This window comes from Streptococcus suis (assembly GCF_046032515.1).
Lineage (GTDB): Bacteria > Bacillota > Bacilli > Lactobacillales > Streptococcaceae > Streptococcus > Streptococcus suis_AL.
This window is the reverse complement of the sequence record NZ_JARQPJ010000007.1, coordinates 63,369-89,754: the sequence shown is the minus strand read 5'-3', so window position 1 is coordinate 89,754 and position 26,386 is coordinate 63,369. Positions and strand designations below refer to the sequence as shown.

The following is a 26,386-nucleotide window of genomic DNA, read 5'->3' as shown; positions in this document are numbered from 1 at the left end:
AAGCAGGCTGTGGTAGGATTACCCCAAATGGATAGAGTAGCTAAACTAGCAATTTACAACACGACTTCTTGTCGCACCTCAGCCTCAGGATCCACAATAATAATCCGGTCTTCTGTATACCGTAGACGAGTCGGAATTATCTCTCCAGCCTTCGCAAAGACTGACTTCCCTGAACCAGATATACCAAAGATACAACCTGAGGGAGTATTGAGGTCTTTCTTTCGGTCTAGGGTAATGGGGTTCTTAGACAATTGATTTTGACCATAGTAGACCGCACGTGGGCTACTAGAGCGTAAATCCACATTGGTAAAGGGGACTTGGGTAGCTAAGTTACTAGTCGTCACATCCCGCATAAAGCGACGTTTGACATTGATAAAAGGGATACCAATTGGCAGAATAGTATTTAGGGCCTCTTCCTGATAGAGGTAACATTTATCCAATTCAACAGTATTCTTACGGACAGATCGTTGAACCTGTTCAGTGTAGTCGTTTAATTCTTCTAGACTATCCGCCATCAGATAGACCGTCATCACTCCAGAAAACATTTTCTGGTCATTGTCTTGAAGCTCTTCTGTCCACTTTTCTGTCTCTCGAGAGGTTTCCGTTGCCTTGCCTCCAGCAATCAACTCTCCAGGAACTCCTGCTTTAGCCGCTTCTTTTTGACTCTTGATCAATTCACGTTTTGCGCTCGATTGAACTGTTTTGACCTTTTTCATAGCAGCCGCAGTGTCATAGGGTTTAGCGTGGAGACTGATAGCTAATTCAATACCTGTATCCAGGATATTTTTAATCAGCTTATCATTTAAGAAAGTTGGATAGTCCCGCACGTATAGCACCCTAGCATAGGCATCGTCTATTCGGAAATGGTCCTTATCAAATTTGATATAATTGGGTGCAATAAAATCCCTGGTTGATAAACCAGAGATAGCAATGTCTTCGTATGTAAAATCGAGAAAGGCTTCTTTTCTTAAGAGTTTTCGAAAGACCAGGAGACGCTCTAAGCCATCCATCTCTTTGAAAGAAATACCAATACTACTATATTGGCTTTCTATCACATTAGCCATATCATCTAGAATTCGTTTCGCCTGATAATCTTGGTTGGCTTGCGTGGTAATGGTCACATATTTTTCGATTTTAAAAGTATTTTGATCATCCGAAAAACGCTCCGTGATCATCTCATTGTATTCTTTCCGATAGTCGTCATAGCCATCTCCTGTTAACTCATAGCGAAGAGAAGAAAGACTGGTCGTTTCGACTCTCCGATTGAGAATCAGGAGCTGGAGATCATTATCTATATCCAGGGATTGAAAAATATCAGCATTGGTTTCGATGACATCGAGACGCTCATCATCCGTAGCTGTGATATAACTCGTATCTCCTAAACGATAGGTTTTAGAATAGGTATCACTCGTTACTGTCATCAGGCCATCCGGTGTTAGCCATTGGTAGTTCAAGGTATTTTGCGTGGAGGCGGTCATGGTTCGCCTGAGACGCTTAGCCCGCTCTCTTTCTGCTTTAGAGAGTTTCTGGGTTTTCTTTTGGTTGAATAAACGCATTCGCAGCATAGTCCTTTCTATCGAAATCTGTTTGGTAGGTTCGTTCTTGTTTGGCGTGGAAGAAGCGCAGTTCGTCTTTTATCTTCTCGTCAATATGGTTGCCAAAGATCACAAAGGGAGCAAGAAACAAGAGGGCAATACTGTATATGAGAAAGCTCGGTAGTTGGAGCCAAATCATGGTTGCAGTTAGAATGACGGTTAGGATAATTCCAAATAGTAAAACAACTTGCCTCAATGTCATATAACCCCAAATGGGACGTTCATAGTTATCTAAGGCTTTTAGAAATTCACTTCCTAAGCGTGTCATAGATCTCCTTTCTGTTCATCATTACTGGGGTGATAGGGCTCATAAAAAGTGTCAACAATGCCAGCCGTACGTAAAGCCGACTGCATGGCCGAGCGAGCTAATTCAGAAGCTGCAATTGTTCGCACCTTTGTTTCCCATAGTTCTTCTTCTTTTTTCTTGATGAGTTCATCCATCCATTCGTTATCTTGAATGAGTTCATCTCGTCTCTGTTTAAGTTTTTCTAAGTTCATATGAGTGTCCTTTCCATCAAAAAAAACAGCTCTGTTTTTCAGAACTGTTTCGATATCCTTATTTCTTATTAAAAATTCGTTGCCACCATGGACGGTTACGCAAGTCCTCTAACTCCCCTTGCGCTTCATTTCTTTCTTCAAGATAGCGATTTGATACTTCTGTTAGACGCCGTTTTTCATCTTGAAGCTGGTTCTTCTCCCTCCTCAGCAACTCATTAGCTTTCTCTAGCTTTTTGTAGTGTTCTTCCTTTGCGTTGTAGTGTCGTAAACGGTCTTCAGTACGAGCAATCTCCTCTCTCAACTGATTGACTTTCTCACTTTTTTGACAGAAGCTGTCCGTCAGCTCCTTAATTTTTGCCTCAAGTTCCTGGCACTGTTCTTCGTATGTTTTCAATGTATGGTACTTCCTTTCATTGTCACCTAAAAAGACAAGGGTTTCCAAGTGGTATCTGTCAAAAGTTCCGTAGAGCTTATAATCTTTCTCCTGATAGACTTCCCTTACTTTTTCCGCAATGTGTTTGATTTGTTCGGATGAGACAAATTCTTCCGGGACATAAATCTTAGTAGACTCAGGAAATTGGGCTTTTGCCTCCAGCAAAGGAACACCTTCCTTGGCTAGCTTTATCCGCTTCACAGGCTCTGGGCGCTTCGTTTTGTAAAATTCGATGCCTAACTGACCATTTAAGCGGTAGTATTCTGAATATGGATAGGTCTCGTCAATCTCAATCCATAGCTTTAAAATGACAAAGTCATCGTCTTCAAAAACCATTCGCTTCATAGGAGAGATGCCTTTAGGGAAAATAAAGGCGGTATGTTCACCATAGCCAATTTGAAACCTTTTAATCGACTTGAACGCCTCAATGAAGACATTCAGTTCTGATGAATATTCAAAACTGCCATCCGTCCCTTTTAGTGGACTTTCTTCCCCTGGATAGTAAGTGAAGTAAGGCTGCCCTTGATAACGGCCGTCTTTTTTTTGCCCATGCTTTGGGGCAACCTTTAAGTCAGTCTCAATATCATACAGGCTTGCCTTCTCCTTTGGACTAGTCTCTATCAGGGCTCGCCCTTTCAAGGCTAACGCATCAAAAGCGTTGACTATCACTTCTTCTCCTGAAGGCTTCTTCCATTTTGCATAAAATTTTGAAACAGCCATAACCGCTCCTTTCCTACTTTTATTTCATTATACCACAAAATAAAAGTTTAGTTCACCTGCATAATGCTTTTCACTATTCGTTGCCCCTCTCTGTATTATGATTGAGAACTTCCGATAGCAAATAGTGCTCCTGCTGCACAGAGAATAAGGGTTGCTATAACGATTGGGCTAAGGAGCGCCTTTGAAATTGAAATAATAAGAATGATGTTTAGAGCTGTCATGAAGCAGATAACCATCAAAATAGCTGTCTTGACCCCTTCACTTTTATAACTTGAGTTATTGATTAAATTGGATACTATTGGAATAACAAAACCAATAACAATGAGTACTATGCCCCAGAATAAATAATTCCAAGACGTATTATTTTCAAATGCCATTACTTTTGTTGCAATTATCACATCCTTTTGTACTACCATTCTATCTACATCAAAGTTTTGATTTAATAACTTATTAATATAAGCAAGATTTATGTTAAAAGTTATAACTGCAATCACATAAATAAGTTCCACAATAACATACGGGGTACATGGACTTTTCAATAATTCAAAAAATCGCTCTCTATTCACTCTTTACTCCTGTTGTTCTATTGGATTTTCTTCTAGGTACTGTTTCAAAATAAGATAGCGTCTCAATAACAAGGAATAGCTAAAATTATATAATACGATAGCTAGTAACAAAAACAGAATCAAAAGTGCCACAACTAGGCTCATCAATACACTTTCCTGTAGTTCATTTATAGATACACCTGTCAGCGGTGCAAGAATAATCGCCAAAAGACGCTTTAAATCTTCTGAAAAAATGATTGTTAATACTAGCCCTAACATTAGTTCCCACCTACGGGAACTCTTCTCTCTCTTTACTTCCAATTCAATCCGTTCAGCTATCAGAGCTTCTTTGGTTTGTTGGTCATAGTAAATTTGTGCTTCTCTGTATCGACGCTCAAATCGTCCAGTCCACCACTTATATAATCGTCTTACAGTAGCTATCATAAAACTTCTGAATTCCTTTCTTTCATGATGGAGTCTCCTTTCATTATACCACAAAATAAAAGTTTAGTTCACCTGCATAATACTTTTTGCCATTCGTTGGCTGCCAAATAACATGATAATGTAGATAATTCCCTTTCCTATGGCCATTAGTGCGCTTGTCCAAGCTCCTGTTCGTGCCACCGTCAGCAAATCATCCGTCACAATGGCTGGATAAAGCATAATGACAACAACGAGGACAAGTCCCTGTAAGGCAGCTGCCGCATAGTGTTTGAGAAAACCGAGGCAGATTGGTCTAAGGGCATCCATCATATAACAAGCTACTACAATCTTTCCGATTCCCATATAGGTATAGAGGGTAAAGGAACGCAAGAGGATGAGTAGTTTGGTTGAGATTTGACCGACGAAATCAACTGCACCATATACAATATCTAGCATCCATTTTGCAGCAGCGTTTAATCCATCATAATTAGGAACTTTAGCTTTATAAGGGCTTATCCCTCCTCTGGCTATTACTTTGATAATGACATTGAATAACCAGGTTAAGGCATCAAATAACTCATCTAAGTAACGGATTAGAAAGGCTGCGATAACGTACTTGATAATCTCCTCGAACCACAGCTGTAGGGTTAACTCCCCACCATTGGATTTTAGTTGTTGGTGCCAATTGAGTAGGTTCAGGCCCATAAAAAGGAAAAGAAGCATCATGGCTACTTTCTCCATTGAGTCTGAAACAATCTCCATTAGCTGATAGGCCGTCGGATTGTAGTCTTTTAAACTCATGGTTAGTTGCTCAAGAGTAGATTTATCCATCACAACTACCTCTCTTTCTTAATCAACCTACAATACCTTGTAGACCAGATGCTAGGGCTGAAAAGAGACCTTTTAACGTAGCTCCAAGCAAAGCTCCTAAAATAATACTTTGAACGCCTTTGTCCCGCTTATCTTCTAATTCTCGGCGGATACCAATAGCTAGGTCCCAGGCGCCCCAGGCGGCCCAACCAAGGCCAATAACACCACCGATGTCTCCAATTTTATTAATAAAATCAACAATTTGATTCATGTTTCTTCTCGCTTTCGTTTTTTTAAAAATGAAAAAAGACACTAAGTATCGTTTCTTAGTGTCTTTCGTATAGTGGGATGACCGATTAGAGGTCATCTCGTGAATAAATGGTTAAGGAGAGGGCTGTAATAATGGCGAGGACAACAATAATCATTGTTTCCCACCCTTGGAAGATTGGACCACTAGTTGGCATTACCCAATTACGAGACCATATCTCTACATTTTCAGGAACAGTTCCAGCCTTAGTCAATAAAGTGTAATAGAGAACTACTGAAAATCCAACGACTACTTTAAACACAAACCAACCAATCGCTGTCATAATCAGGCTTTTGATTAAGTTAAAGATAAACAAAAGAATCATGAGTGGTGTTGTGACAAGCAAAATAGCTGTTCGCATAATCAAGTAGGGAAGGTTCTTTAGACCAGCTAATAGAGCTCCACCTAGCCATGTCAGGCCTTTCTTCCATTTCGCTTCAGAAGGAACGGCTAGAGGGGTTACTGGGATGGGTTTACGTGGTTTATGGATATAGTATTTATATCCATTTTTTGTCACTTGTGCTTCCATAGTACGTTCCTTTCTCATCCTTATCTCCCTCTCCTTTTTGATTTATTATACCATAAATCAAGAGGGAAAACTAGTTGTTTTCGTCTTTACGTTTACGCAGTCCAACCAGACTCGCAAACAATGTTACTACACCTGCAACTGACAAGCTGTAAGATGCCGCATCACCTGTGTTAGGCAATTGAGCTTTCTCTACTTTTGCCGGTGCTTGTGGTTTTGGTGGCTCAAGTGTGTTCGTCACAGCCTTGTTTGAGATAACAGGGTTCCCATTGACATAAAGTGTGTACTCATTGACAACTTCTCCTGAGGCAACTCGTTTCACTGTGATATAGCCATCTGCACCAAATGCTTGGTCACGTGGAATTTGCGCCAAGAACGCTTCCTTGAAACGAGTCTCAAACTTCCCTGTTTGGGCATTGTAGACTGTTTCTGTATATGATGATAAGTCATCACCTTTCTTGATAATTGTTCCATCTGGTAGCGTAAAGTCTACCTTAGCTTCAATCACAAATGATTGGTAATCATCGTGGCTGTGTTGGAGAAGGTCCACAAAGCGATACTCTTTAATATCGTAGCCACGTCCAGCAGGAATCACCCAACCTTCTAGCTTGTAAGTCACAAGGTCACCAATTTGGACAGTACCATTATTAATAGACTTACCGTCCTTATCCAGCACATCCTTATGGACGACGAGTTGTGGTACTTCGTTTGTGACGATGTTACCGTAGTAGCCATTGCCAAAATCTACCTGGTGCGTTTGGTTGGTAATTGTACCTACAAAGTCTTGTTTCATCTTGAATGACAAGTTGCGGGTAATATCCAAGCCTTGTTGGACATAGGCCTTGTAAAAGGCTTCAGGGTCTTTAGCCACCCAGAGATAGAACTCGCCAACAGGGCTAATACCCGAGTCTTTAATCAGCGCTTGGAGTTTTTCATCTAAGGCATCTTTTGAAAGAACGTGAATCATATCAAACAGTTCACGGACATCATCTCCGTTAGCGGCTGTGATAGAGTTGACCACTAAGGAAGTACCGTCAATCGCTTCATCTAGGTAATCATCTACGTACAAGAAGCCTTTTCCAATCGCATGTTTAGAAGCTACAATCCCTTTATACTGATCAAAGTCTTGTTCTGCCACATAGTTTAGGATTGTATTAGGTAGGACAGATTGACCGTTGATAGAGTTTCCTTTCTCATCGACCACATCTTTCTTCGGTTTGATGAGGTTGTCATCTGGAGTTGGATTTTCTCCTCCAGGTGTGTGTGGTGGACGTGGTGCTTCTGGGTCATTTCCTGGCGTATAGATAACAGGAATATTTGAAACAACCTTGTACTCGCCTTTAGGTGTGGCAATTAAGGTTATAAAGGTATTCTTGTATGTACCGCCATCATTAACTGGACGACCAACGAAATAGGCTAGTGGAATCGTCACATCTTGGTCACGTTTCGCATTGAGATAGTCAAGCGTTGCTTGTGTAGCTGATAGTGTTGTTTTACCGTTTTCATCATAGTTGATAGTCCATGCAGTATTTTTTATTGCTGTAGCCTCACGGTCAATCTCAAAGCCTGCTGGCAATGGATCAGACATGGTGTAGCTAGTGACTACTTCACGACCTGCGACTAGTGGACTGTTTGTCAATACCCAAGTTTGAGTTGAGCCTTTTGGAACCAATTTGCCATTGACATCGACACCATCTTCATTCACTACAGCTTTGATATTAGCTGGGGTTTGTTTGACGATAACTGGATGGACAGAAACTGAGTAGGTTTCTTTTTCAGGAACTTCTACACGTGGAATCATTTTAGGAGTAATTGGATCAAAAGTCTCAGGTGTAAAGACTTCTGGAACAAACGGCTCTGGATTATACTTTTCTGGTACAAATACTTCTGGTGTAAACGTTACAAGCGTTGGAGTCACATAGGTAGGCTCCACTGGTTTTGTAGGTACTTCTTTTTCTTGTTCTGGTGTAATTTGCTTATAAGGTGGTAATGGTGGTAATACTGGAGCCGCAACATTAGTATTCATTGCGAACCAGTGCCCTGTTTGATGCTTCGATGCTCCAACTGTTAAACCAAATGTATCTCCACTTTCTGCAACTAAAGCGCCTGAACCGTAATATCGTACAGGTGAGTCAATACTATCATGACCGCTATACGGGGCAATGGTATCAATAGATGTACTAGCATAGATTTTACCATCATGGTCTTGAACTTGACTGCCAGTAATCGGAACGAAACGCATGTTCGAACTTAAGTCTTTGACATACTCAAAATAACTATTTTCTCCCAAGGAATTCATGGATGAAATAGAGAAAATAATCGGATTCTCTTTAGTCGCAACTACCTTGCCAGAAGCAGTATAAAATGTTTTTTCAATATGGAGTTCATCACCGACACCTACAAATCCTTGTGTTGCATCTGAACCAAAGATGACTGTTTCAGTCGGATCTTTAGAGACAGTCACAATTGATGCTCCTTTTTCTGATGCAACAGCTGTATAGCGAGCGACAACTTTTGTAATCTTTTCTCCATTAGCTGAAGCAGAAAAATCTCCTACATATGTTACTGTTGCGGTTTGTCCAACATTCAAAAGAAATGTGGTCCCATTTGAGTAATCTACAGTACCTACATAATCTCCTTCGGAATAACTAGATACCGTGTGGACCAGATTGCGATTTGCATCACTAACTTCTTGACGCTTTTCAGGATTCACAAATTTTGTAACACCTTCAATCGTTCCAATAGTCACATTTGGCTCAGATTTATAGATCAAGCTCTGAGCGACGACTTCACTAAGATAGCCGTTTTCTTTAGTTTTCGCTTGCATTTCAGCTTTCTTGGCTTCATACTCTGCTTTTAAGCGTGCATTGTCCACTTCTGCCTTTGCGATTGCTTCTGCATTGCGTTTGCGAATCTCAGCATTATAAACCTCAACATCCGCAATTTTAGCCAGCTCTGCTTCGTATTCTGCTTTTAAGCGTGCATTTTCTAAATCTGCACGTTCTTGTTCTGCTTTATTGATTGCATCCGTCATTGCTTGACTAGATTTGTTACGAGCGTCTACAGCTTCTTGTCCCGCCTTATTTCGTGCTTCTACTGCTTCTGCTTCAGACTCACGCTTTGCGACAGCCTGAGCATTACGAGCATCTACAGCTTCCTGACCGGCTTTATTTCGTGCTTCTACCGCTTCTTGACCTGTTTTGTTATACTCAGCTACTCGTTCAGCTTCTGCTTTATTTTGACGATCAATTTCCGCATTTTTATCCGTTGCTTCCTTGATAGCTGTAGTATTGGCTTCTTGTTTATCAGTTGCTTCTTTGACTACATCTGTTTGTTTTGTCAAATCTGCCTGTGCCTGATCTAGATTTTCATAGACTGCAGGTTTACTTTCTTCTGTGACTGTAACACCTACTTCTTTGGCATCTGTCACAATCTGGTCTAACTCAGTAGACGTTACAGGACTTGTCAACTCACCTGTCTTCTGACCGACTTCTGCTTGCGTCGCTAGACTCTCAGCCGATGGAGTTTCTTGGACCGTTTCAAGGTTGGTGGCAGGATTGGGATTAACCACCTCAACTGCTGGAGTTGTTTCGGTTACGATTTCTTCTGCACTAACAGATGTAGTAACCATTGCGCCAAAGAGGGCAATCCCACATACAAGCCCATAGGCTTTCGACTTGCGGAAGAATCCGTGCCCATTAACTGTTGTTATTTTTTGATACATTTTGTATCCCCTTTGCTTTCTTGGTTTTTTCTTAGTTTAATGACATTCCGGTCAAAATTGGTTTTAACTGGTTAAATTGTTTTTTTTTACGATAATAGCCCACTACGCCCAACAGGAATATACCTAGCAGAGATAGGAGGGAGTTTGCTTCCCCTGTATTTGGGAGAGTTTTCATCTGTCCATCCGCTGTTTTGACACTAATAGTTTTATCCTTGTTTACGACTGCGCCGATTGATTCCGCAGAAACAGTCGCAGTTGATCCGTCCGCATAGCGAATGATTGGCTGGCTATTATCCGTACTAATGATGGTATAGCCAGTGTCTGTCACAATAGGCTTGTCTGGTGTGACTGCTTCTACTGGTTGCTTGGTTTCTGTTGAGATAGTCCCAACTTGGCTCTCACCGTTATTTACTGCCTCTTCTGCAGTTTTAGGGGGAGTGGGTGTCTCCGGTTGTGGAACATCCTGTTTTGGTTTTTCCGTTGGTGGTGTTGGTGTGTCTGGTCTTGTAGAGGGATCTGTCGGCTGAGACGGTGTTTTCTCCTTCGGTTGTTCCGTAGACGGGAGCGTTGGGTCTACTGGTACTGTTGGTTCTTTAGGAACGATTGGCTCTTCCGTTGGAGTTGTAGGTTCAACTGGTTGAGTTGGCTCAACTGGGGTTGGGACTTCTGTACTCGGTTCTGTGGATGTAGATGGTTGTGCGACCTCAACAGGGGCAGACGAATCAATTGGAGTTGTTTCATCTGCGAAAGCTACAACACTATTTGACAAGACAAGTGCTGATAGTGTAAGCATAGAAAGAATGTTCTTTTTATTTAACATAGTGTTACCTCAGTGTTTAATTTTTGTGTTGATTAGTTAGGACGGTGATACCCTTTTCCAGTCAAGCGTAGGATAGATTGATTTTTATAGCGTTCTCTTCTTGCAATCAGTATATGATCACGCTGAACGGTTCTAATTTGTCGGTAGAGTTTATGAAATGGAATCACTTCCTCTACCATCTTTAGCTCTCCATCCACAATCGCTCTTTTTGGCGTTGTGCCACAATCTGAACGAAGGGTAACGATCTCGCCTGTCAATAGATACGCTGTTACATTGCCTTGACCTCCTAACTTTCGTAAATCAGAGAGTGACATCTCTCTATCTGGTCTTATTTCATTCATGACTGTTTCTCCTTTTTGGATTGAATGAAAGGCTGCATTTACAGCCATGCCGAAAGCTCCCGTAGAGCTTTGCCGTGTTTCATGCGCACGTTTTACAGTCTGAGAAAACGCAAACTCTTACTAAAGCAGGACACGTCAACTGGCTTTAGTCGTGTTGTGGCTGGACTAGATATCCTTTTCTAGTTCGTTACTCGCCCCCTTTTTTCTTTTATCCATAGCCACGCTGTATCAGGGCAAGCCTTGTATTTGATTGTCAATGTGCTGTAGTTTTATGACGTCTCGGTCAAATAGTTATTTTTGTACGGTATCTGCTGGAATCTGTATACCCAATAGATCAGAAACAGGGACTTGAAAAAAGGTTGCGACTCGCTCTATATTTTCTACATTGGTTCGACTAGCTCCTCTTTCCCAATTTGAGATGGTTTCACGTAGTACCCCTATGTTGTCCGCCAGTTCCTGTTGACTTAACCCAGCTTGTTTTCGTAGGGTTTTAATGCGTTGTGCAGTATGTGTCACAAGTAGCTCACCCCTCTTTCTTTTTCCGTGAGAAGAAGACGAGACTAGCTAGAGCTAGACCAAGTACCGTCAAGGAAGAAGTTTTCGTTCCTGTAGCTGGTAGACTAGCTTCTGTGTTTTTTGTTGGTACTGTCTGAGTGATTGGTTTGGAAGTTTGTGCCGGTGCTTTTGGAACTTCTGACACATAGCCTGTAATACGACCTGTTCCATCCACGACCGGGACCGGTTGACCGCCTTCATGGATAATAGTCTCATACTGTTTAGCCAACTCTACTTGACGCTGTGCTTCAAGGACAACTTGATAAGCAGATAGGACCGTTTGATAGTGGTTCAATGCTTTCGCTTCTTCCTGTTTTAGTTCTGCTAGTGTTTCAAGCGCTTCTGTCAAGATAGCTTGTTTTGCCTTTAGGCTATTTGTAGCCTGTAAGAGACGAGTTTTAGCAATTTCTAGTCGAGCAGGAGCTTCTTCTAGCTTGATGAAATAGGTTTGCGCTTCTTTCAGTTTTGATTGAGCGGTAGAAAGCTGAGTTTGAGCAACCGCTACGTTTGTGTGAGCTGTTTCTAAGTCCGATTGTAATCGTGCCAGCTTTTCTTGTTCAATAGACAGTTGTTCTTTGGATTTGTCTAAGATAGCTTGTTTCTGCGCTAAGATTTGTTTGGCTTTAGCTAGATTCGCTTGTTTAACCTTGACATCGGCCTGTAGGTTAGCTAGGTTTGCCTGTGCTTCTTTGTGTTCTGCTTCTGCTTTTTTAACTGCTTCTTGGGCTGTTAACACGTTAGCCTGTGCCTGTGGTGTCAACATTGGTACTGCTTGAGCTTTTGTAAGACTTGCTTGCGCTGTAACTACTTGTGCTTGTGACTCTGCCTGCTCCTTTAAGGCTTTGGTCTTAGCTTCTTGCGCTTGATTGTTTGTAGTTGTTGCTTGACTAAGCATATTCTCTGCCTGTTCAAATCGTGATAAGATCGCTTGCGCTGTATTTGGATTAACAAGTTCTGTGCCAAAGTGACGAGTAGATAGTTTGGACGGATCAACCGTTAGAAAATGCACCCCAGTAACTCCTGTACGAGTAGAGACATCCACTCCTAAATAATTGACTCCTGTTGCTTCTAAACCTGCAATATTTTGAGCATGTAGCCACTCATAGTTGTTAAACATAAACTCAACGATAGACTCATAGACCTTACGCTTAGCTTCAGTAAGTGTAATAGTCTTTTGTTCATAAGCATAGTTGTGCATATTTTCGTAATATTGTAGCCCATCTGCTTCTTCTACGGAATTTGTTGTCACAAGTCCAAACTGGTTAGCTGCCTTATTGATAGCTTTCGCATCATGTCCAGTTGTTAAAACATCACTTCGTGACCAATTATCTGTCACATAGCCATCGGTAACCATATCCGCAAATTCTAAGGCTTGATCAGTAACGACTACATTAGCAGTTCCGAAAGCTTGACGAACTTGGTTTATCAATTCAGAGGCGAACCATGACAATTCTTGTCGCACTTCTGCCGGCAACTCATTAACTGCATATGTTGTCTGACTATCATTGGCATTTGCTTTAAATTGATTAGAAGTTTTCAACGCTGGAGACAAGGCTTTTAAAATGGCTGTTGCTTCTGCACCTTTTTCTGTATAGTTCAATGCATAATCACGTAAAGCTGTAATATATTCAGAACTTAGTGTGATGGTATTGATACTGTTTTTATCGTTTTCTGCTTCTTGGAAGATGGTTTTAGCTGTAGCAAGTTGCTTAGCTGTTTCATCTGCCTGTTCTGTAGTAGCTTTAGCTACTTGTGTTTTTGTTTCAAGAGTATTGTTAGCTTGAACAAGAGCTTGGTCAGCTTCCTCAATAGCTGTTTGACGATTTTTGTCTGCTTGCTTAGCAGTAACAAGATCCGTCTGTGCTGTAGTGAGAGCTTCTGTTTTGGCAGAAAGTTGTTTTTCAGCTTGTTCAGCTTTGGCAATAACTTCCGCTTGACCTGTACCATCTAGGATAGCTTGTGCTGTAGAGACATCTTTTTGTGCTTCAAGGACAGCTTGTGTCTTCTCATTGACATCTGTTTGAGCAGTTGATACAACACCTTCTTGGTCTGTGACAGCCTGTTGAGTACTCTCTTCTGCTTGTTTTTTGTCTTCTAGGTTTTGACTCGCTTCAGTAATATTATCTTCAGCTTGGTTGATTGTTTCTTTTGCCTTAGAGATGTTTTCTGGTGTAGCTTGTTCTGCCAACTCGGCACTCTCTACTAGCTCGGTTTGAGCTTGATTAACTGTTTCTTTAGCTGTGTCAACGTCATTTTGAGCTTGGTTCACACCTTCTTTTTGTGCTGTTACAGTTTGGTTAGCTTTATCAAGTTCAGCTTTAGCGGTTGCCACATCGGTTTCTGTGACTGTAGCTTGTTGGCTTGCGCTTGTTTCCGCAATTGGTTTTGGCTCAGTTGTTTGTGGTACTTCTTCTGCATGGACCACTTCACGGCCGGTAGATAATACTGCGGTTGCAAGTGCGCTTAAGACGGTTAATTGTTTCATGATATTCTCCTTTGATTGGTTATTTTATAGTTTGGGCGTTTTCTGAGATGATAGTCACCCCATCATCTGCGGCTAGTGGGGCTCGTTTGAGTTCAATCAGAAACAAGATAATTCCTGATACGTAAGCGAGTAACGATATGAGTAGTATCATTTTAAGGTTCCTTCTTTCCTTTGATTTTTGTAGGGTTTCTTTTTTCAAAAGGAATCGTCCTGATGGATGTTTTAATGAGTTTTTCTTGCGTGAATGAGGTCACTACCACAAGCTAAGATAAATCCACTAAAAATCGCAGACCAATGCGAGTAATGTGCCCAACGGCATAAGTGATAACATAGAATAAATCGAAGCAAGAAAAATAATCCCCAAATGGTGAACTTTGCCGTCACTTTGCTAATCTTCACCAATAGTTGCTTTATAGTTGACAGGTCTTCTTTTCTCATGCTTGACCTCCCTCATAATAGCGTTGTGCATTCAGATGGGCGGCTCTTCTTACTTCTGCTTGTCTCTCTATTTTGAGGTTTTCAAGCATTTTCAAGAGATAAGCGAGAGGACTCTCACAGTCAACAGGGACTCTGTCAATCATATCTAGTACTTCTTGACTCGTTACCCAGTCATTATCTAGGTACTGTCCAATCATCATTTTTTGCTTGTGGGTTAAGTTATAGTTCTGAGTTTCTCCAGTAAACAAGTCAATCTGACAGAACTTTCCGTTATAGCGATCAGCTATTGTTTGGAGGAGAGAATAATATTTTGGAGGGATATATTTTTCAGATTGAGAACGGGTCAGTGTGAAATGAGGTTGAGGAGAGGGAGGAATTTCGTCAGAAATTGTCTCGCTCTTTCTAGAACTACTATATTCACTATTATTAGGTTCACTATATTCAGGTTCATTAGGGGCTGATTTTGACACCCGCCCCGTGTCAATTTGACACCCCCCTAGTCTATTTTTGACACCCCCCGGGTCTAAATTTGACACCGGGGTACTTGATTCATTGTTTTGGGCTGGTGCAGGTCGTTCTGAAACGTGTAGATTTCCTAGATAAATCCTATTCGCAAGCGTTCCTTCTTTACTGCTCGATTGTTGTACTTCTCGCATTAATCCGTATTCAGCAAGTTGTTTTTTTATACGGAGAAGGGTTGATTTTGAGCAGTCCAATATCTTCATTAATTTTGAGTTCGAATAAATCAGATAGTATATTCCATCATCATCGATCCAACCGTTCTTGATAGATAACTTTAATCTATCTTTTAGGATGGCATAACTCACTTTTACATCTAAACGCATATCACGATATAATTCATTTTCAAAGAGAGCTTTAGGCAATTCATAATAGCGTTCTGTTGTCTCATACTGACTGGCTGTAATTGGATCAAACTGCATACTTTAAATCTCCTTGAATTGGACTTGTCCGGATGGGTTAAAACGAATAAGACGTCTTGATTCCATATCAGCGATATTTCTCTCGCTTTCTACTCGTGTTAACTTTTGGTAAACCATCAGACAGGCAATCGCAACTTCTCTTTTTACAAACTCTTGTCTTGTCATCTTAAATCCTCCACCATTTTGTAATTTCGGTATTATTTTCTGCCATTTTTTTAAAATCTACTGGAGAATTTAATATAGGCATAAGTGCATACTCATCTTCAGTTAATCTATGATGATAAGCCTTCCACATAAGTTCTTTTGCTTCATCAAAAGGGAGCTTACTGATTTCAAGAAGAGGATTGAATACTGTAACTGAGTGTTTAATTTCTTTTAGATTTAATTGAATAATGTTGGATTCCGTCTTTTCTGCAAAATAGTCCGCACGATCTTTAACAGCTTTCGGAAAGCGATGAATGGGTGGTTGGATTTTATCTCCATCCACAGACCAGCCGTATATCCCATCCATTTTTTGTTTTAAGTCATCAGTCATTAGTTACCTCCGTATACAATGTCTCAAACACTATAGGGACATATACGTCAATCCTAGAACTTTCAAATACAACATAGCGACCCACATCGACGACTTCTTCCTCCTCGAAAGTATAGTCGTAGACTACTAGTTGACCATCTCGCATATATACATCATCTTTAATGTTGGCTGCAAGTTCTTTTATTTTTCCAAAAGTTTCTTCTGTCCCATCCCATTCAAACGCATCCAAAAATGGCTGGTTAGCTACTACTTTCATCTTCTCTCTCCTCATCAGGTATTAATTGTTTTAATTCACTGGGAAAGCCATTTTCTACCCAGTCTTCAATCATCTTGTCTATTTCTTCTTGGGTCATAACATCTCCTTTTTGAGGCTATCTCAATTGGTCTAATGCTTTAATCATATTGTCATCTGGAAAAAGATATCCATTTTCGCTAGTTTTTTCGAGTTTTTCAAGGTAATTATATTCAATAATATCAACTGTTTGATTGGAGTGATTATCCTTTAACTGGTAAATACTCCCTCCAATGATTTCCTTTAAGTGATACAATTCAAAAGAACTGCCATCTAAACCATTGATTTCCAGGATTTGCGAACCTTTTCGTTGGATTCGATAAAGACTATCTGGCATTGATTTTACATACTCTCTGAACTCAATCAATATTTGTTCTCTTCCTATGTTCCATGAAATTCGGTCCATTAAGACAGAATCATTCTTGTTTGAAAAGTGTTTCTTTTCATTCAGGCGGTCTCTTTCAATGTTAACCTGTTCAAGAGCACTTTCAATTTTACTCAAAATAATACTTTTAATAATGGCTGCTTCGTTTTTGGGCTTCTTATCAGCTTCTTTATAATGGTCTTGAATATCGTCTTTTTGTGCTTTAATATCGTTAGAAATTAGTGGTCGCTTATGTATCTTAAAAAAATTCATCTATCCAATTCTCCTGCTTCAATTTCATTTCAATAAGCCACAATAGGTAAATATACGATAAAAAAATATTAGGGCATTCATCAGAAAGAGGAATAAGTTCAACAAGTAAGGTTCTCTTCGGTAATAGTTGATAATAAACATCGGATAAAAGGTTAACGCAAAGATAATGTTGACTAGACTTAATATACTCATACACTCTAACTCCTTTATATATGGTTCATCAACCCCGGATAAAACTCCAAGGTTAGCCACAAGGCTTCTTCATAAGTTAGTTGACTAACATGTCCCCAAGTATGATTCCTACAGCGTTGGTAATAGGGATAGCTCCCGTGTTTATTTTTAGGACATAGTTCATGGATAATACCTTCTCTCTCATTCCTCCAAAACAAGCTAGAAGGTTTGTAGTAATAACCGTTTCCTAGCCAAACTCTCCCTAAACCATCATATGGAGATATTTTTACTTCTTCAGTGTGTGTAATAACATTTTCCACGACTTCAATATCTTCTAAATCATCTTGACTATGATCGATAACTTCAAAAATTTCTAATGTATCTAAATTCATTATGATTTCAATTTGATTTGACATCAGATAAAGCATCCTTTCAATATTTTAAGCAAGCAAAAAAGAGAGCAAATTCATGCTCTCTTAGGCTAATGAGGTATTTTATTGTCGTTTTCCCAAAACTCTAGACACTTACGTATCATTTTTCTTACATTTCGAAAACTTCGCTCTCCTGCTTGTTTGGTAAGAACAGAGAGAGGACGATTCCGACAAGAGCTGGTAATAACCACGCTAATGATTGTCCAGCCAATGGCAGAGCTGAGATGATTTTTGAAACAGCAGTCCAGTTGAATTGTCCTGCTAACACTTCTACCAATGATAAAGCTGTCACTACTCCCACAGTTAATTGCATACCATAAGTCGAAAGCGGTACGAATTTGTTAACAATGGTAATCAAGACAATACAGATAGTAATTGGATAGAGAACCAAAAGAACTGGAATAGAGAAGGCAATAATCTTACTCAAACCAAGATTAGCAATCCCAAAGCCAATCAAAGTAAAGATAGTCGCATATACTTTGTAGCTAAAACGTGGGAAACGCTCAGCGAAAAATTCACCTGAAGAAACAATCAAGCCAGCCGTTGTCGTAAAGCAAGTAACGATAACCATAGCTGCCAAGAAAATTTGTGCACCTGGTCCAAAAATAGCCTGTGTTGCTTGCGAAAGAATGTAAACACCCTTGTTGGTATCAGACGCCAAGACATCAGGCGGAACTGGGAAATGATTTCCAAGAAATGCCAAACCGACATATAGTGCTGAAAAAGCCAAGGCTACAACAAAACCAACAGACCAAATGGTAGATACATATTCCTTTTTACTTGAGAAACCAAGTTGTTTTAAGGTATTCACCGCTACGACACTAAAGGCAATAGAAGCAAGGGCATCAAGGGTATTGTATCCTTCAATAAATCCTGTACCAAAAGCCTGTCCAACTGAATAGGCTTCTGCTGCTGGTAGTGGACTGGTTGAACCATACTTGGCAATACCCAGCACCACCAGAATCACAATGAGAACGGCAAATACTGGTGTCAAAATACGACCAATACTGTTCAAGATTTGTGACGGATTAAGGGCGATTAGGTAGGCTGCCACAAAGTAGAGGACTGTAAAACCGAACAACCAAATTCCAAGGTTTGCTTCGCCCAACAATGGCGCAATACCAATTTCAAAGGACGTTGTAGCTGTACGCGGAATAGCAAAGAAAGGACCGATAGCCAAATACAAGGCAACAAGATAAATCGTTGCAAAAGTCGGTGAAATCTTGCGAGAAATCTCATGTACATAACCTTTGGGGTTTAAGGTACCGACAATCAAAGCAACGACAGCAATACCGACACCCGATACGACAAATCCTAAAATAGCAGGCCAGAAATTCTCACCAGATAAGACACCAAGTGCAGGTGGGAAAATCAAGTTTCCTGCACCAAAAAACATACCGAACAGAAGTAATCCTGTTAGGGCTCCTTTTTTCATAATAACTCCTTTGTTTTTTTCTGAAGTCTTATTATATCATACAAATTCGATTTTTCCGAACGATTCGAACTAAAAAATCCAGCAATAACTGGATTTAAATGTATATCAAAACAATTGAATTCTACAGTAAGTCTTCAATCAAACTATCCACTTCGTCTTTCACTTCCTCTTTCGGTGTGATTTCAGTTACAATAATCCCAGCCACAGCTCGTTCCACCAAGCTTTCAACATCCATACGGGCTTCGTATTGCTCGACATTTTTGATTTTAGGGTTAGTTTTTGGACGGTCAGGGGCGAAGATGGTACAGCAGTCCTCAAATGGTTGAATGGAAATATCAAAGGTATCAATTTCTTGAGCAATTTCAATGATTTCCAACTTGTCCATGGTAACGACTGGACGGATAACAGGTGTATTTGTCACCGCATTGATAGCCTGCATGGATTCCAAGGTCTGACTTGCCACTTGTCCTAGACTTTCACCATTGATAATAACCATGGCACCACGCTCTTCCCGTACTCGGTCTGTAATCCGCATCATGAAGCGGCGTGTCAAGGTCATCAAATAAGCTTCAGGTGCTTTTTCCTTGATTTCTTCCTGAATTTCTGTAAATGGCACTTCGATAAAGGTGATATTACCACCAAAGGCAGTCAATTTCCGAGTTAAATCATGGGCTTTTTTAAGAGCACCGGGGCTGGTGTAAGGCGGGCTAGCAAAGTGCAGAGCTTCAATTTCAACCCCACGTTTGAGCGCCAAATAACCCGCAACTGGCGAATCAATACCACCTGATAGCATCAGCGTTCCTTTTCCAGATGTTCCAACTGGCAGACCGCCTGCCCCCTTGATTTCTTCATGGGAAATATAGGCAGCATCCGGACGGATTTCCACTCGCAAGGTAATATCTGGCGACTTCATCTGTACCTGTACATTTGGAATAGCTGTAAAAACCGCATCTCCAAGGACTTGGTTCAGGTCACGGCTGTCCAATTCAAAATTGTGGTCACTACGACGTGCCGCAATCTTGAAAGTCATCCCTTCCTTGTAAATGGACTGCATTATTTCCACAACTGCTTCTTTCAAAGCTGGAACAGACTTCTCAACCTTATAAGACGGTGCGAAATTTTGGATTCCAAAAATCTTCTTCAAAGAAGCTGAGACTTCCTGATAATCTGCCCCGTTCAAATAGACATGACCACGGTCACGGTCAAAATAAACGGTCACTTCTGGGTAAACAGAAAGGACATGCTTGATATTATTGCGGAGTTTGTTAACAAACCGCATCTTGTTTTTCCCTTTAGTTGACAATTCGCCATAGCGAATCATAATTTCTGAATAGTTCATTCTACCTTACTTTCTGTGTGTTCTGATAAATTTGTTTGAAAATCGTGAGGAATTGTTCAATTTGCCCCATATCGTTGTCATCATCCAAGCTGATACGGACGGCAGTTTGAGCCAACTTCTGCGGAACACCCATAGCAATCAGTGTTCCAGCTGGTTTTCCAGCCTTGGAAGAGCAGGCTGAGGTGGTCGAAATGTAAATCTGGTGGTCTTCAAAGGCATGGACAATGACCTCGCCACGAATATTCTTAATCCCAAACGTCACAATGCTTGGCACAAAGTCCTCTACCCCAGAAAAGACTGTCACATCTTGGTATTTGTTCAATTCATCCACCAAAATCTGCTTCATAGCCGCCAGCCGCTTCTGGCTATCTACCGCCTTGTCCAAGGTCAAGCGGAGCGCCTTAGCCGTTGCTGCAATACCAGCCACATTTTCAGTAGTTGAGCGTTTGTCGCTTTCCTGTCCTCCTCCTGTCAATAGCGGAGCGATTTTCTTGCCAGCTTTGACATAGACGAAACCTACTCCTCTGACAGAGTGGAATTTGTGACCTGAAAAACTGGCAAAATCAACTCGGTCTGTCAAATACCGTTCCGTCGGCACTTTGCCGATAGCCTGCACGGCATCCACATGAAAGGAAATGGTTGGCTTATCAGCTAACAGTTGAGATATTTCCTGAATGGGCTGAATGGCACCAATTTCATTGTTGACGGCCATGATAGAAACCAGTGTGGTATCTGGACGAATCAAGCTTTCTAAGGCTGAAACATCCACAAAACCTTGGGCATTGACCGGAGCCAAATCAACCTCAAAACCTTGCGTTTTGAGCCAAAGTGCAGACTCTTTTACCGCTGGATGCTCGATAGCTGACACGATGATGTGCTTGCCCAGGTGTGCCTTTTCAAATGCCACTCCCTTGATGACCCAGTTGTCACCTTCCGTACCACCTGAAGTGAAAAAGATTTCCTTGCTGTCCTTGCCGAGAAGCTTTCCTATTTGCTTGCGAGATGCTTCCAAAATACGGGTTGATTGACTACCTAGACTATGGAGGCTAGAGGGATTTCCCCAGATTTTTGTCGCCACTTCCGTATAGGTCGTGAGAACTTCTGGATAGACCTGAGTCGTGGCTGCATTGTCAAAATAAATCATTTTTTCATTCCTTTGCTTACAATAGTCCTATTTTATCATGTTTTCATGCCTTTCGGCAATCTTTAAGATAGTTTTAAACTTCCTATCTTAAACTAAAGGTGGAGGTACATCATGAATACACGTAAGAATACAAATAAAAAACCGGCTAGTTTAACTAATTTTCAAAAATATTTAACCTTTATCGGATCTATTTTAGGGATTATCACTGCCTGCATCACTATCTACACCTTTACAGCAAAACCTGCAACATCCTCAACATCTCCAAGTACTACCATTTCATCATCCAGTGCCACTAGTCCCAGCCAATCATCAAGCGACAATCCGTTAACAGAAGTACAAGATTTAACAAGTTCAAGCTCCGAAACAACATCCTCAACCCAAACCGAGACCAGCTCTTCAGTAGAGTCTACTGCCTCTTCCTCGTCTACAGAAACGTCTGCTACCCAAGCTTCGGAGACAAGGACAGAAACCAGTACTGATACAGAGGTAACTAGTGGGGCATCCGAAACGACTTCTAATCAATAGCACAAAAATATTTGTTCTACTTTCTTGGATTTTATATACTAATTTCAGGAGGTGTGCAATATGAAATACGTCATTCTAAAATCGCCGATTTTCGTTTGGCTACTGATTTTTGCGCTTATACAAATCTTCGCCTTATCGTCATTTTTACCAGAACCGTTTAACACCAATTCTCTTCTTCCCATAGTTATCTTATCTAGCTGTGCAGTTAGAGTATCGAATGAAGTCAAAGAAAGAAATGGACAATACACTCCATTCAAAGAGTTATGGTGGGCGGTACTAGCTTGGATTATCTTGGGTATCCTTTTCGGATTGACTGTCCAGGCACCCCTATCAAAACACCTTGTCTTTATCATAAAAGCTATTTTAGGTGGAATAGGCTACCGCCTTATTGAACGTTATGCAGTTTATCGCTATCATTATTTACAAACTAAAAAGAAAGGCTAACCCTTTCTTTTTTATTAATTATAATCTATTCCTTAACGCATCAATATCCGCTTGACTAGTTGACCAGCTGGTCGCAAAGCGGATGATACTGTGGCTATCGTCGTATTTCTCCCAGAAGCCATAGGCAATTCCAGCTTCTGTCAATCTAGCCAATTCTTCATTCTTAACAATAACAAATTGCTGATTGGTCGGTGATTTGAGATAGAATTGAAAGCCTTTCTCTTCCAAAATCTGGATCAGTTGCTCTGCCATTGCGATAGCATGACGCCCCAATTCAAGATACAAGTCATCAGTAAATAAGCAATCAAACTGGACACCAATCAATCGCCCCTTAGCTAACAAAGCACCGTGGTGCTTGACGATGGACACAAAATTCTTCGGCTGATTATTCTTTGTAAAGATAAGGGCTTCTCCCAACAAGGCACCGAGTTTTGTCCCACCAATGTAGAAAACATCTGTCAGCTCTGCAATTGTCTTCAAATCAAGATCCGTATCACAAGCAGCAAGCCCATAACCCAAGCGAGCACCGTCTAAAAAGAGCGGAATATTATGCTGTTGGCAAACTTTGGACAAATCTTCTAGCTCTGTTTTGCTATAAAGCGTACCATATTCAGTCGGGTGAGAAATATAAACCATTCCTGGATGAACCATGTGAGCATGATTAGCATCTGCGTAGAAATCGGAAATATAGTTCTCAACTTCACTTGCGATAAGTTTGCCATCCGTATGCGGTAAGGCCAACACCTTATGGCCTGTAAATTCAATTGCACCCGCTTCATGAACTGCAATATGACCAGTATCCGCTGCAATGACTCCTTCATAGGAAGCTAACATCGACGAAATGACAATTTGATTGGTCTGCGTTCCACCTGCTAAAAACGTAACTTGTGCATGAGGACAGTCCGTAGCAAGTCTGATTTTTTCGATAGCAGATTCAGTATATTTATCAGTGCCATATCCAGATAAACCTTCTTGGTTGCTCGCAACTAAGGCTTCTAGCAAGGCAGGATGGGCACCTTTGTTATAATCATTTTCGAAATGTAGCATGATTTTCTCCTAAATGATATAAAAAAAGCCTGAATGTGCAGGCTTTTATATTTTAGTCCACCCTGAGGGAATCGAACCCCCATCTCAAGAACCGGAATCTTACGTGATATCCATTACACTAAGGGTGGAAATGAAAAACTTGCACAAGGCAAGTTTTTATTTGAATTACAATTCAATGTCACCGAAAAGGTCAGCCATTGAGAATCCAGATTGAGTTTCTGGCAATTCGTAATCACGTTTTTCTTCACGTTTTTGACGACGTGGACGTGGAGCACGTTTTTCTGCTTTTTCTTCGCCTTCAGCTGCTGCTGGACGCTCTTCCAAAGCTTTGATAGAAAGTGATACACGCTCATCAGCTGCGTTTACTTCAAGAACTTTAACAGTTACTTCTTGACCTACTGACAAAGCATCTTTTGGATTTTCAACACGTTTGTGTGAAATTTGTGAGATGTGTACCAAACCATCGATACCTGGCAATACTTCAACGAAAGCACCAAAGTCAGTCAAACGTTTCACTTTACCTTCGATCACATCACCAGCTGCCAATTTTTGCTCAACGCCATCCCATGGGCCAGGCTGTGTAGCTTTCAATGACAATGATACGCGACCTTCAACTTCGTCGATTGCAAGAACTTTAACTTCAACTTCTTCACCAACTGTTACAGCTGATTTAGGAGATACGTTACGCTCGTGTGACAATTCAGTCAAGTGTACCAAACCATCTACACCACCAAGGTCGATGAAAGCACCGAAGCTTGTGATACGTGCAACTTTACCAGTCACAACTTCACCAACTGCCAATTTACCGAATACTTCAGCACGTGCAGCTGCAGCTTCTGCTTCAACAACGTCACGACGTGACAAGATGAAACGGTTCTCAGCAGGATCAACTTCTTTGATTTTAGCATCAAATTCTTGACCTACAAAACGCTCAGTGTTACGAGTGAAACGGCTGTCGATCATTGAAGCTGGGATGAAACCACGAAGACCTTCAAATTCAACTGCAAGACCACCTTTAACGGCACGAGTTACTTTAACTGTAACAACTTCTTCTTCACGACCAACAAGCTTGTCCCATGCTTTACGTGCTTCCAAACGTTTTTTAGATACAAGATAAGTAACAGTGTCTGTATCTTTACCAACAACTTGGCGAAGTACTAACAATTCAAGTGTTTCACCAACTTTTACAAGGTCGTTGATATCAGCATCACGGTCGTTAGTCAACTCACGAAGAGTCAATACGCCTTCAACACCAGTACCTGAGATAGCTACGTTTGCTTGACCAGCATCAACTGTCAATACTTCTGCAGTTACCACATCACCAGGTGTAACTTCGCTTACACTGTTCAACAAATCTTCAAATTCGTTCATTATAAAAAAACCTCCGACAATCAGGTCTTTCGACCCAACATAAAATATATTTTATTTAAGGCACACGCAAGGACAACAACAATTAGACATCTTTGACGAACTAGACTTAATCTAGTACCTTTACTGGGGTAGCTGGATTCGAACCAACGCATGAGGGAGTCAAAGTCCCTTGCCTTACCGCTTGGCGATACCCCAAAACATTTTCTAAGATAGTATTCTGAAATGAACTCGGGCTAAACGCTGTGTAAAAAAGATAAGTCGCCTAGCAAATCAGGATTTGCAGCCAACTTCCTATTTTTACTATGCGTTTGACGCCCTTAGTATCTTAGACATGGAGAGAGAGGGATTTGAACCCCCGAACCCGAAGGAGCGGATTTACAGTCCGCCGCGTTTAGCCTCTTCGCTATCTCTCCGTGCACTAACAGTCACTATTCTAACATAAAATAGCGACTATTACAAGCCTTTTAGTGACTTAAATTATAATTTTCAATAATATTTCCGACTGCTTTTTCTAATTTTTTGTAAAAGCTTTCGGTATTTCCATTTTTAATAACTGCAAAGTTATTTTCAGCCAATTCTGCAATTTCTCCAATTACTTTTTTACCTATAACAAGGCGGTATCCAGAGAACTCTTCTCTATTGACAAGAACTTTGCTATCTTCAATCTGAATTTCAATTTTTTTATCTTTTTTACTCATTTTCAAACCTCACTTTTACTATTCTACAAAAAAAGAGAAGAGCTTGCAAGTGCAAGCCTTCTGAAATTATTCTACTTCGACAATCCAGCCTTCAGGAGCTTCAATATCACCAAACTGGATACCTGTTAATTCGTCATATAATTTACGAGTGACAGGTCCTACTTCTGTTTCACTATGGAAAACATGGAGTTTGTCTGCAATCTGAATACCACCAATTGGTGAGATGACTGCAGCTGTTCCGCAAGCTCCTGCTTCGACAAACTGGTCTAATTCTTCGACAAGGACTTCTCGTTCCACTGCCTTCATTCCCAGACGATGCTCTGCCAAATACAAGAGAGAATACTTAGTAATGGACGGCAAGATTGATGGTGAAATCGGTGTGACAAACTCGTTATTAGCTGTGATTCCAAAAAAGTTAGCAGACCCGACTTCTTCAATCTTGGTGTGGGTAGCTGGGTCAAGGTAGATGACATCTGAGAAACCCTGCTTTTTGGCATACTGACCCGGTAAGAGCGATGCCGCGTAGTTACCACCAACCTTGGCTGCCCCTGTTCCGTTTGGTGCTGCACGGTCGTACTTGTCTTGGATGAGGAAGTTAGTCGGAGCCAGACCGCCTTTGAAGTAGTTGCCGACCGGCATGGCAAAAACGGTGAAAATATACTCTTCCGCAGGTTTGACGCCGATGATGTCGCCGACACCAATCAGGAGCGGGCGGAGATAGAGGGTGCCGCCAGTTCCATAGGGAGGAACGTAGTCAGCGTTGGCTTTGACCACCTCTTTGCAGGCCTTGATGAAAAGGTCAGTCGGTACAGGCTCCATGAGCAAGCGGTCAGCTGTGCGTTGCAGGCGCTCAGCGTTTTGGTCTGGACGAAAGAGCTGGAGTTTCCCCTCCTTCGTGCGATAGGCCTTGAGGCCTTCAAAAGCCTGCTGACCATAGTGAAGAGCTGGAGAGCTTTCTGAAATATGCAATTCCGCGTCTTCTGTCAATTGCCCTTCAGACCATTGGCCGTTTTTGAAATAAGCGATGAAGCGGTAAGGTAGTTTCATATAAGAAAAACCAAGGTTTTCCCAGTCAATGTTCACTGTCATAAAGTTTCTCCAAATTCATTTTTTATTATTTTACTACTTTTGAAAGTGATTTTCAATTAAAAATTCA

Annotated in this window: 29 protein-coding genes, 3 tRNA genes and 1 pseudogene; 2 read left to right on the top strand and 31 right to left on the bottom strand. The window is 41.0% G+C overall.

Going from position 1 to position 26,386, the window contains the following annotated elements; translation table 11 throughout:
• Positions 1 to 77: 77 nt before the first annotated feature.
• The 24 genes and pseudogenes from P7J49_RS04785 to P7J49_RS04670 form a co-directional block, all read right to left on the bottom strand.
• Positions 78 to 1,556, bottom strand: a pseudogene (locus tag P7J49_RS04785) (VirB4-like conjugal transfer ATPase, CD1110 family); the annotation flags it as partial.
• Complete coding sequence (locus tag P7J49_RS04780; protein ID WP_408569700.1) at positions 1,516 to 1,863, bottom strand: PrgI family protein; 348 nt, start codon at positions 1,861 to 1,863, stop codon at positions 1,516 to 1,518. The gene P7J49_RS04780 and the pseudogene P7J49_RS04785, both read right to left, overlap by 41 nt.
• Entirely contained in the window at positions 1,860 to 2,093 is a 234-nt protein-coding gene (locus P7J49_RS04775) for a hypothetical protein (protein ID WP_024399447.1), read from the bottom strand. The genes P7J49_RS04780 and P7J49_RS04775 overlap by 4 nt, the downstream gene beginning before the upstream one ends.
• A 58-nt stretch (positions 2,094 to 2,151) precedes the next feature.
• A complete protein-coding gene (locus P7J49_RS04770) occupies positions 2,152 to 3,246 on the bottom strand; it encodes a hypothetical protein (protein ID WP_408569698.1) in 1,095 nt (364 codons plus the stop codon).
• Positions 3,247 to 3,341: 95 nt separating this feature from the next.
• Positions 3,342 to 3,812, bottom strand: a complete 471-nt coding sequence (locus P7J49_RS04765) for a hypothetical protein (RefSeq protein ID WP_024416167.1) — start codon at positions 3,810 to 3,812, stop codon at positions 3,342 to 3,344.
• Positions 3,813 to 3,815: 3 nt separating this feature from the next.
• Positions 3,816 to 4,235, bottom strand: a complete 420-nt coding sequence (locus P7J49_RS04760; protein ID WP_024399450.1) for a hypothetical protein — start codon at positions 4,233 to 4,235, stop codon at positions 3,816 to 3,818.
• 63 nt (positions 4,236 to 4,298) lie between these two features.
• Entirely contained in the window at positions 4,299 to 5,045 is a 747-nt protein-coding gene (locus P7J49_RS04755) for a hypothetical protein (protein ID WP_408569695.1), read from the bottom strand.
• A gap of 22 nt (positions 5,046 to 5,067) precedes the next feature.
• A complete protein-coding gene (locus P7J49_RS04750; RefSeq protein ID WP_014638017.1) occupies positions 5,068 to 5,295 on the bottom strand; it encodes a hypothetical protein in 228 nt (75 codons plus the stop codon).
• A gap of 85 nt (positions 5,296 to 5,380) precedes the next feature.
• The gene (locus P7J49_RS04745; protein ID WP_408569694.1) at positions 5,381 to 5,878 is read right to left on the bottom strand and encodes a hypothetical protein; all 498 of its coding nucleotides are present in this window, start codon (positions 5,876 to 5,878) and stop codon (positions 5,381 to 5,383) included.
• 52 nt (positions 5,879 to 5,930) lie between these two features.
• Positions 5,931 to 9,581 (bottom strand): SspB-related isopeptide-forming adhesin, encoded by a 3,651-nt coding sequence (locus P7J49_RS04740; protein WP_408569692.1) that lies wholly within the window; start codon positions 9,579 to 9,581, stop codon positions 5,931 to 5,933.
• A gap of 31 nt (positions 9,582 to 9,612) precedes the next feature.
• Positions 9,613 to 10,374, bottom strand: coding sequence for an LPXTG cell wall anchor domain-containing protein (locus P7J49_RS04735; protein ID WP_408569690.1), 762 nt, complete (start codon positions 10,372 to 10,374; stop codon positions 9,613 to 9,615).
• Between the two features lie 59 nt (positions 10,375 to 10,433).
• Complete coding sequence (locus tag P7J49_RS04730) at positions 10,434 to 10,742, bottom strand: hypothetical protein (protein ID WP_221876930.1); 309 nt, start codon at positions 10,740 to 10,742, stop codon at positions 10,434 to 10,436.
• A gap of 291 nt (positions 10,743 to 11,033) precedes the next feature.
• Positions 11,034 to 11,258: a helix-turn-helix domain-containing protein gene (locus P7J49_RS04725; protein WP_024380722.1), complete on the bottom strand. Its 225-nt coding sequence runs from the start codon at positions 11,256 to 11,258 to the stop codon at positions 11,034 to 11,036.
• Positions 11,259 to 11,265: 7 nt separating this feature from the next.
• Positions 11,266 to 13,782, bottom strand: coding sequence for an SEC10/PgrA surface exclusion domain-containing protein (locus P7J49_RS04720; RefSeq protein ID WP_408569688.1), 2,517 nt, complete (start codon positions 13,780 to 13,782; stop codon positions 11,266 to 11,268).
• Between the two features lie 19 nt (positions 13,783 to 13,801).
• Positions 13,802 to 13,933 (bottom strand): hypothetical protein, encoded by a 132-nt coding sequence (locus tag P7J49_RS04715; RefSeq protein ID WP_408569687.1) that lies wholly within the window; start codon positions 13,931 to 13,933, stop codon positions 13,802 to 13,804.
• Positions 13,934 to 14,216: 283 nt separating this feature from the next.
• On the bottom strand, positions 14,217 to 15,161 hold the full coding sequence (locus P7J49_RS04710; protein WP_336382118.1) for a replication initiator protein A: 945 nt from the start codon (positions 15,159 to 15,161) through the stop codon (positions 14,217 to 14,219).
• A 3-nt stretch (positions 15,162 to 15,164) separates the two neighbouring features.
• Positions 15,165 to 15,326: a hypothetical protein gene (locus P7J49_RS04705; protein ID WP_153308848.1), complete on the bottom strand. Its 162-nt coding sequence runs from the start codon at positions 15,324 to 15,326 to the stop codon at positions 15,165 to 15,167.
• Between the two features lies 1 nt (position 15,327).
• Positions 15,328 to 15,696, bottom strand: a complete 369-nt coding sequence (locus P7J49_RS04700; RefSeq protein ID WP_336382119.1) for a hypothetical protein — start codon at positions 15,694 to 15,696, stop codon at positions 15,328 to 15,330.
• Complete coding sequence (locus P7J49_RS04695; RefSeq protein ID WP_024401912.1) at positions 15,689 to 15,952, bottom strand: hypothetical protein; 264 nt, start codon at positions 15,950 to 15,952, stop codon at positions 15,689 to 15,691. The genes P7J49_RS04700 and P7J49_RS04695 overlap by 8 nt, the downstream gene beginning before the upstream one ends.
• Positions 15,953 to 16,067: 115 nt before the next feature.
• A complete protein-coding gene (locus tag P7J49_RS04690; protein ID WP_336382121.1) occupies positions 16,068 to 16,625 on the bottom strand; it encodes a hypothetical protein in 558 nt (185 codons plus the stop codon).
• A gap of 206 nt (positions 16,626 to 16,831) precedes the next feature.
• On the bottom strand, positions 16,832 to 17,212 hold the full coding sequence (locus P7J49_RS04685; protein ID WP_408569684.1) for a hypothetical protein: 381 nt from the start codon (positions 17,210 to 17,212) through the stop codon (positions 16,832 to 16,834).
• A 124-nt stretch (positions 17,213 to 17,336) separates the two neighbouring features.
• Positions 17,337 to 18,665 carry a branched-chain amino acid transport system II carrier protein gene (brnQ, locus tag P7J49_RS04680; protein ID WP_408569702.1) on the bottom strand — a complete coding sequence of 443 codons (1,329 nt, stop codon included), beginning with the start codon at positions 18,663 to 18,665 and terminating at the stop codon, positions 17,337 to 17,339.
• A 118-nt stretch (positions 18,666 to 18,783) separates the two neighbouring features.
• Positions 18,784 to 20,001, bottom strand: coding sequence for a tRNA uracil 4-sulfurtransferase ThiI (gene thiI / locus P7J49_RS04675; protein WP_408569682.1), 1,218 nt, complete (start codon positions 19,999 to 20,001; stop codon positions 18,784 to 18,786).
• Position 20,002: 1 nt separating this feature from the next.
• A complete protein-coding gene (locus P7J49_RS04670) occupies positions 20,003 to 21,145 on the bottom strand; it encodes a cysteine desulfurase family protein (protein ID WP_408569680.1) in 1,143 nt (380 codons plus the stop codon).
• Positions 21,146 to 21,256: 111 nt separating this feature from the next.
• Between P7J49_RS04670 and P7J49_RS04665 the strand changes: the two genes are divergently transcribed.
• A complete protein-coding gene (locus P7J49_RS04665) occupies positions 21,257 to 21,670 on the top strand; it encodes a DUF6556 family protein (protein WP_408569678.1) in 414 nt (137 codons plus the stop codon).
• A gap of 60 nt (positions 21,671 to 21,730) precedes the next feature.
• Positions 21,731 to 22,114: a hypothetical protein gene (locus P7J49_RS04660; protein WP_408569677.1), complete on the top strand. Its 384-nt coding sequence runs from the start codon at positions 21,731 to 21,733 to the stop codon at positions 22,112 to 22,114.
• 18 nt (positions 22,115 to 22,132) lie between these two features.
• Here the strand turns inward: P7J49_RS04660 and P7J49_RS04655 are convergent, their stop codons facing one another.
• From P7J49_RS04655 to P7J49_RS04625, 7 genes are all read right to left on the bottom strand, one after another.
• Positions 22,133 to 23,161 (bottom strand): threonine aldolase family protein, encoded by a 1,029-nt coding sequence (locus tag P7J49_RS04655; RefSeq protein WP_408569675.1) that lies wholly within the window; start codon positions 23,159 to 23,161, stop codon positions 22,133 to 22,135.
• A 56-nt stretch (positions 23,162 to 23,217) separates the two neighbouring features.
• A tRNA-Arg gene (locus P7J49_RS04650) sits at positions 23,218 to 23,289 on the bottom strand.
• Positions 23,290 to 23,326: 37 nt separating this feature from the next.
• The gene (gene rpsA, locus P7J49_RS04645) at positions 23,327 to 24,532 is read right to left on the bottom strand and encodes a 30S ribosomal protein S1 (protein WP_024377837.1); all 1,206 of its coding nucleotides are present in this window, start codon (positions 24,530 to 24,532) and stop codon (positions 23,327 to 23,329) included.
• A 123-nt stretch (positions 24,533 to 24,655) separates the two neighbouring features.
• A tRNA-Gln gene (locus tag P7J49_RS04640) sits at positions 24,656 to 24,727 on the bottom strand.
• A 137-nt stretch (positions 24,728 to 24,864) separates the two neighbouring features.
• A tRNA-Tyr gene (locus P7J49_RS04635) sits at positions 24,865 to 24,945 on the bottom strand.
• Positions 24,946 to 24,996: 51 nt separating this feature from the next.
• On the bottom strand, positions 24,997 to 25,230 hold the full coding sequence (locus P7J49_RS04630; protein ID WP_024400468.1) for a DUF2969 domain-containing protein: 234 nt from the start codon (positions 25,228 to 25,230) through the stop codon (positions 24,997 to 24,999).
• Between the two features lie 66 nt (positions 25,231 to 25,296).
• Positions 25,297 to 26,319 carry a branched-chain amino acid aminotransferase gene (locus P7J49_RS04625; RefSeq protein WP_408555167.1) on the bottom strand — a complete coding sequence of 341 codons (1,023 nt, stop codon included), beginning with the start codon at positions 26,317 to 26,319 and terminating at the stop codon, positions 25,297 to 25,299.
• Positions 26,320 to 26,386 lie beyond the last annotated feature (67 nt).

Excerpts from the sequence above, each read along its gene's own strand:
- P7J49_RS04660 (WP_408569677.1), top strand. The coding sequence starts at position 21,731 with ATGAAATACGTCATTCTAAAATCGCCGATTTTCGTTTGGCTACTGATT.
- P7J49_RS04625 (WP_408555167.1), bottom strand. The coding sequence starts at position 26,319 with ATGACAGTGAACATTGACTGGGAAAACCTTGGTTTTTCTTATATGAAA.
- P7J49_RS04730 (WP_221876930.1), bottom strand. The coding sequence starts at position 10,742 with ATGAATGAAATAAGACCAGATAGAGAGATGTCACTCTCTGATTTACGA.
- P7J49_RS04740 (WP_408569692.1), bottom strand. The coding sequence starts at position 9,581 with ATGTATCAAAAAATAACAACAGTTAATGGGCACGGATTCTTCCGCAAG.
- thiI (WP_408569682.1), bottom strand. The coding sequence starts at position 20,001 with ATGAACTATTCAGAAATTATGATTCGCTATGGCGAATTGTCAACTAAA.
- P7J49_RS04695 (WP_024401912.1), bottom strand. The coding sequence starts at position 15,952 with ATGAAAGTAGTAGCTAACCAGCCATTTTTGGATGCGTTTGAATGGGAT.
- P7J49_RS04655 (WP_408569675.1), bottom strand. The coding sequence starts at position 23,161 with ATGCTACATTTCGAAAATGATTATAACAAAGGTGCCCATCCTGCCTTG.
- P7J49_RS04745 (WP_408569694.1), bottom strand. The coding sequence starts at position 5,878 with ATGAGAAAGGAACGTACTATGGAAGCACAAGTGACAAAAAATGGATAT.
- P7J49_RS04700 (WP_336382119.1), bottom strand. The coding sequence starts at position 15,696 with ATGACTGATGACTTAAAACAAAAAATGGATGGGATATACGGCTGGTCT.
- P7J49_RS04715 (WP_408569687.1), bottom strand. The coding sequence starts at position 13,933 with ATGATACTACTCATATCGTTACTCGCTTACGTATCAGGAATTATCTTG.
- P7J49_RS04760 (WP_024399450.1), bottom strand. The coding sequence starts at position 4,235 with ATGATAGCTACTGTAAGACGATTATATAAGTGGTGGACTGGACGATTT.
- P7J49_RS04690 (WP_336382121.1), bottom strand. The coding sequence starts at position 16,625 with ATGAATTTTTTTAAGATACATAAGCGACCACTAATTTCTAACGATATT.
- P7J49_RS04750 (WP_014638017.1), bottom strand. The coding sequence starts at position 5,295 with ATGAATCAAATTGTTGATTTTATTAATAAAATTGGAGACATCGGTGGT.
- P7J49_RS04685 (WP_408569684.1), bottom strand. The coding sequence starts at position 17,212 with ATGTCAAATCAAATTGAAATCATAATGAATTTAGATACATTAGAAATT.
- P7J49_RS04720 (WP_408569688.1), bottom strand. The coding sequence starts at position 13,782 with ATGAAACAATTAACCGTCTTAAGCGCACTTGCAACCGCAGTATTATCT.
- P7J49_RS04710 (WP_336382118.1), bottom strand. The coding sequence starts at position 15,161 with ATGCAGTTTGATCCAATTACAGCCAGTCAGTATGAGACAACAGAACGC.
- rpsA (WP_024377837.1), bottom strand. The coding sequence starts at position 24,532 with ATGAACGAATTTGAAGATTTGTTGAACAGTGTAAGCGAAGTTACACCT.
- P7J49_RS04770 (WP_408569698.1), bottom strand. The coding sequence starts at position 3,246 with ATGGCTGTTTCAAAATTTTATGCAAAATGGAAGAAGCCTTCAGGAGAA.
- P7J49_RS04780 (WP_408569700.1), bottom strand. The coding sequence starts at position 1,863 with ATGACACGCTTAGGAAGTGAATTTCTAAAAGCCTTAGATAACTATGAA.
- P7J49_RS04755 (WP_408569695.1), bottom strand. The coding sequence starts at position 5,045 with ATGGATAAATCTACTCTTGAGCAACTAACCATGAGTTTAAAAGACTAC.
- P7J49_RS04775 (WP_024399447.1), bottom strand. The coding sequence starts at position 2,093 with ATGAACTTAGAAAAACTTAAACAGAGACGAGATGAACTCATTCAAGAT.
- P7J49_RS04735 (WP_408569690.1), bottom strand. The coding sequence starts at position 10,374 with ATGCTTACACTATCAGCACTTGTCTTGTCAAATAGTGTTGTAGCTTTC.
- P7J49_RS04670 (WP_408569680.1), bottom strand. The coding sequence starts at position 21,145 with ATGATTTATTTTGACAATGCAGCCACGACTCAGGTCTATCCAGAAGTT.
- P7J49_RS04705 (WP_153308848.1), bottom strand. The coding sequence starts at position 15,326 with ATGACAAGACAAGAGTTTGTAAAAAGAGAAGTTGCGATTGCCTGTCTG.
- P7J49_RS04665 (WP_408569678.1), top strand. The coding sequence starts at position 21,257 with ATGAATACACGTAAGAATACAAATAAAAAACCGGCTAGTTTAACTAAT.
- P7J49_RS04630 (WP_024400468.1), bottom strand. The coding sequence starts at position 25,230 with ATGAGTAAAAAAGATAAAAAAATTGAAATTCAGATTGAAGATAGCAAA.